This window comes from Methylophaga sp. UBA5088, from assembly GCF_002414625.1.
Taxonomy (GTDB): Bacteria; Pseudomonadota; Gammaproteobacteria; order Nitrosococcales; family Methylophagaceae; genus Methylophaga; species Methylophaga marina.
In genome coordinates this window covers 35,806-40,230 of record NZ_DIAC01000072.1, presented here as the reverse complement: position 1 = coordinate 40,230, position 4,425 = coordinate 35,806, and the positions used below count along the sequence as shown (strand labels likewise).

Annotated in this window: 5 protein-coding genes and 1 pseudogene; 5 read left to right on the top strand and 1 reads right to left on the bottom strand. The window is 44.5% G+C overall.

Features of this window, described 5'->3' with window-relative positions:
- Positions 1-315: pseudogene (locus tag B4K20_RS09220) on the bottom strand (lytic transglycosylase); the annotation flags it as partial.
- 143 nt (positions 316-458) lie between these two features.
- Here B4K20_RS09220 and B4K20_RS09215 point away from each other — a divergent pair.
- The 5 genes from B4K20_RS09215 to B4K20_RS09195 all read left to right on the top strand — a co-directional run.
- Complete coding sequence (locus tag B4K20_RS09215) at positions 459-1,193, top strand: DUF432 domain-containing protein (RefSeq protein WP_289282668.1); 735 nt, start codon at positions 459-461, stop codon at positions 1,191-1,193.
- 18 nt (positions 1,194-1,211) lie between these two features.
- The gene (locus tag B4K20_RS09210; protein WP_286305780.1) at positions 1,212-2,066 is read left to right on the top strand and encodes a mechanosensitive ion channel family protein; all 855 of its coding nucleotides are present in this window, start codon (positions 1,212-1,214) and stop codon (positions 2,064-2,066) included.
- A gap of 107 nt (positions 2,067-2,173) precedes the next feature.
- Positions 2,174-2,974: a DUF2797 domain-containing protein gene (locus B4K20_RS09205; RefSeq protein WP_289243773.1), complete on the top strand. Its 801-nt coding sequence runs from the start codon at positions 2,174-2,176 to the stop codon at positions 2,972-2,974.
- Between the two features lie 12 nt (positions 2,975-2,986).
- Positions 2,987-3,997: a quinone-dependent dihydroorotate dehydrogenase gene (locus B4K20_RS09200; RefSeq protein ID WP_414673347.1), complete on the top strand. Its 1,011-nt coding sequence runs from the start codon at positions 2,987-2,989 to the stop codon at positions 3,995-3,997.
- 1 nt (position 3,998) lies between these two features.
- Positions 3,999-4,425, top strand: a 427-nt coding sequence (locus B4K20_RS09195; RefSeq protein ID WP_289282666.1) for a mechanosensitive ion channel family protein, incomplete at its 3' end; no start/stop codon positions are given.

Here is a 4,425-nt window from a genome sequence, read left to right as displayed (position 1 = left end):
CCAGCGAAGTTGACGCTCGGTATCTGGTTCTAAGGTTTTGTAATCAGAAATCACGAAGCCATCGCGAATGCGATCCCAGACGTCAGTGGGTGCTTGAGGGGGGAGGGTGATGGGGGGATTTTCTGAGGAGAGTGGGTTTTCAGTGTCGTCTAAGGATTCGTTGTAGGCTTGTTCCCAAGGCGTATGTTTCAGTTTTTGTTTTGCCTTAGAATAAGTAACTGACGGAGTCGTTGACGCTTCCGCGCCTTTTTCCGGTGTACTACTACATGAAGCGACAAGTAGGGTAATCACCGAAACGAGCGCTATTTTTATCATATTTCGAGTAAACATCTGCGCTATTATAAGGAAGGATTTTCGACCTGTCTCCGAATAATTTATATAAGTTGTTATTTACCATGGTTGGACGACAAAATAGGTGGTGGGGTGATTTCGGTTTTCCCCAGCAAACTCAATGGGTTATGCGGTGTGCGGATGTGTGTCTGGAAATGCATTCTGCTCCACATCAATGGTGGTTGGGCTACGAGTGGCAGCATACGACTGAGCAAATTGAACCGTCGCTAAAAAATGAAACCAGTACATTTGAATCACCACCCAAACATGAACATCGTTTTGTGTTTGCAGAACTCCCCGAAAGGGTCGCGATTAAACCAGCCTTAGCGGATCGCCCTGTTGTTTGTCGGCCTGATGTATCTGTGAGTTTATTGCCGTTCCAAGAGGTCACTTTGTTTGTGTGTCTTCCGCTCTGGTTGAAGATTGCTTCTACTTCTTCTGAGCAGACTTTATTAGATATTTCGACAGTGAAGGTATGTGATTCATGGTTTGGCCCGAATACGCGTGAAGGCGTTTTAAGTTATGCCTCACAGGTCAGTGAGCAATTAGATGTGAAGCCCATTGCCAATAATAAGGCGAGAGCGGCAATAGAAGTACGCATTCAAAATCAGTCGGATCAAATGTTAACACTCGATAAAATTAGTGTGCCTGCTCCCAACTTGAGTCTATATGTGGATAAGCAGGGACAGTTCTGGACACAACGGATTACACTGGTTAGACGAAATCTGGATGATGCCATATTGAGCTTGGATGACGTCATCAGTGGTGGATTACCATTGAGTGCGCTGGAGCTGGTATGTGCAGCCAGAGAGGACATTGGACGCAGTAAAATTACCAAAGCTATTTCAGCTTTATTTGGTTAAGAACTCAGGCGAGTAAGAATGACAGAATGGATTAACAATATCGATGCAGCATGGTTTATGTCTGTATTTGAAGCCCTGATTTATTTTATCGTCGGTCTTATTTTGGCAAAGATGGCCAGCCGGGCTGTACGTCAGTGGAGTAAAAATCGTTTTGATACGCACCAACAGCTTTTAATGGCTCGCGTGGCCTCATATTTGATTCTGTTGGTATTTGTTGTCATGGGGCTGAATGCCATCGGCTTTAATTTGGGGGTACTGATTGGCGCTGCTGGTGTATTGTCAGTCGCCATAGGGTTTGCTTCACAAACATCAGCATCGAATATCATCAGCGGATTATTTTTAGTCGCTGAACGACCTTTTTCTGTTGGTGATCTCATCAAGGTGGGAGAGACTACAGGAGAAGTGCTGTCCATAGATCTGTTGTCAGTAAAACTTCGCACATTTGATAATTTGTTTGTGCGAATACCTAATGAAACACTGATTAAATCTGAAGTCACGACACTGACGCGTTTTCCTATCAGACGGATTGATTTAAGCATCGCCGTGGCTCTAAAAGAGGATATTAAAGCTGTCAGAAAAGTGCTGGAAAAAGTGGCAGAGGCAAACCCCTTATGTCTTGATGAGCCGAAACCGAAGTTTGTGTTTCTTGGCTTTGGTGATTCTTCGCTGAATATGCAGTTTTCGGTATGGGTGAAACGAGAAAGTTTTATCGAGCTAAAAAACAGTATCCATGAAGAAATTAAAGAAGCGTTTGATGCTGAGTCAATAGAAATTCCTTTCCCACACCGTTCCTTATATACCGGCTCCGTGACCGAACCGTTTCCGATTCGCCTGGTTTCTGATGCTGACTCAAAACCAGAGAACAAAGATTAAGATATAGCGACCCTGTTGGCGGGTGCCTATCTGCGATAAGATGCCTAGAAAAAAACTTCAGATTAAAGGGAAACTCAGTGACAAAGCTTAGTGGACAATTGTCCAAAATGCAGGTCAGTCTGGCTGATGATACGCAAGCTAACTACGCTATGAGGCTTGATGAGCAATTGTTGCCTTTGAACCAGACCATTGGACAGCCGATTTCATTACATTATCAAGGGGAGATTCACTGTCAGGCTTGTAATCGTTTAACGAAAAAAAGCTTCAGTGGTGGTTTTTGTTTCCCCTGTTCACAGAAGCTAGCACAGTGTGATCTGTGTTTTATGAAGCCAGAGCTTTGCCATTATGAACAAGGCACGTGCCGCGAGCCTGAGTGGGGTGAAGCGGTATGTATGCAGGATCATATTGTTTATCTCGCCAATAGTTCGGGGCTAAAAGTGGGCATCACCCGCATTAATCAAATTCCGACGCGTTGGATTGATCAGGGTGCGACTCAAGCTGTGCCGATTTTTCGGGTGAAAAGTCGCTATCAATCGGGCCTGGTTGAGGTGATGTTTAAACAGCATGTCTCTGACCGGACAGATTGGCGGAAAATGTTGAAAGGTGAGGCTGAACCACTTGATCTGGCCGCTGAAAGAGACCGACTCTTAGCCCTGTGTGAAAGTGAGGTATCTGAGTTACAACAGCAGTTTGGTGAATCTGCCATTCAGGTTTTAACGGCCGAGAATGTGCAGACAATTGAATACCCAGTGAACACCTATCCCAATAAAGTCAGTTCGTTTAATTTTGACAAAACAGCACATGTTGAAGGACGACTGGAGGGCATTAAAGGCCAGTATCTGATTTTGGATAAGGGTGTCATCAATCTCCGCAAGTTCAGCGGTTATCAAATCGAAGTGGAGGTATAAATGGTTTATCGCATGATGAGAGATCTGATGTTTCGTCTGGATGCTGAAAAAGCGCATCACCTAGGATTAGTGGGACTTGATTGCTTGGAAATGAGCGGACTGTCGTGGCTGATGACACGAAAAATGCACATGAAACCCGTGCGAGTGATGGGGCTGACCTTTCCCAATGCAGTTGGACTGGCCGCGGGGCTTGATAAAAATGGTGATCACATTGAAGCCATGTCCGCACTGGGTTTTGGATTTGTTGAAATCGGTACAGTGACACCCAGACCACAGCCAGGCAACCCGAAACCGCGATTATTCCGTATTCCAGAAGCTCAAGGCATCATTAATCGCATGGGCTTTAATAATCTGGGCGTTGACCATCTTATTGAGCAAGTTCAAGCAGCGGATACCAACACTTTAATCGGCATAAATATTGGCAAAAATTTTGATACGCCAGTTGAAAAGGCCGTAGACGATTATTTGATAGGACTGAATAAAGTCTATCCACATGCTGATTATGTCACTATCAATATTTCTTCCCCCAATACTCCGGGTTTACGCACACTTCAGTTTGGCGAATCCTTGGATACATTATTAGCTGAGTTAAAAAAGGCGCAGTCAGAGCTCGCACAGCAGCATGAAAAATATGTGCCGATGGCAGTGAAAGTTGCGCCGGATTTGACGTTAGATGAAGTCTCACAGCTAGCTGAAGCATTCAATAAACATAAAATCGATGCCGTTATTGCCACCAATACAACGATGGATCGCGATGCTGTGGCCGGACTCGATAATGCGGAAGAAGCAGGTGGTCTAAGTGGCGCGCCTGTGTTTGAAAAATCAACAGAGATTGTCAAACTTTTCAGAGAAGCATTGGATGATGACTTGCCTATCATCGCCGCGGGTGGAATCATGTCTGCTGAACAGGCGTTAGCCAAGTTGGATGCAGGTGCATCACTAGTACAAATTTATAGTGGCCTTATTTACCATGGCCCCAAGTTAATTCGTGAAGTAATTCAATCCATATCAAAGAGGAACTAACATGGAAACTGCAACGGGAAGCATAGTCGTGTTTTGGCTTATCAATATTCTCTATGCTGCGATCATTGTTTTTGTCGGTCGAATCGTGGTCAAGTGGCTGGTCAAAATGTCACGCAAATTAATGGTAAGAGCAAACCTTGACCCTATTCTGATTAATTTCTTCAGTACCATTGCCAATGCCATTTTATTGTTATTTGTATTGATAGCAGCGCTCGATCAATTGGGGGTGGATACCACATCGATGATTGCCGTGCTGGGTGCGGCAGGTTTAGCTGTTGGCCTGGCTTTGAAAGATTCATTACAAAACTTTGCTGCCGGCGTGATGCTGATTTTATTCAGACCTTTCAAAATTGGTGATTTTGTTGAAGCGGGTGGTACCGCAGGTGTGATTGAGTCAATTACGATTTTTAACACCATTATGAAAACAG